We start from the raw sequence: 235 nt of genomic DNA, 5'->3' as shown, positions 1-235 counted from the left end.
ATCTTCCCTATTATATGACTGCCTTCTTCAGATATAGTGCCTATTATCCCTGAACGTGTACTGTTCTTCGGGTCTTCCGTATTTATTATTATCGTATGTACTCCGTCTTTACCTACATAAGCCGTTCCCGATTTGACATTACCGTTCTCATCTATCAACTGTGGTGCTTTTGACGGGTCTGTATATATTACTTTTGCATTATAACCCAAATCTCTATACGCATCTTCAAATGCTT

At 38.3% G+C, this 235-nt stretch carries 1 pseudogene; it reads right to left on the bottom strand.

Features of this window, described 5'->3' with window-relative positions:
- Positions 1–235, bottom strand: a pseudogene (locus EII29_RS12565) (hemolysin); the annotation flags it as partial.

This window comes from Leptotrichia sp. OH3620_COT-345, from assembly GCF_003932895.1.
Taxonomy (GTDB): Bacteria; Fusobacteriota; Fusobacteriia; order Fusobacteriales; family Leptotrichiaceae; genus Pseudoleptotrichia.
Note: the sequence above shows the minus strand (reverse complement) of the source record. Positions and strands in the feature narration are given on the sequence as shown.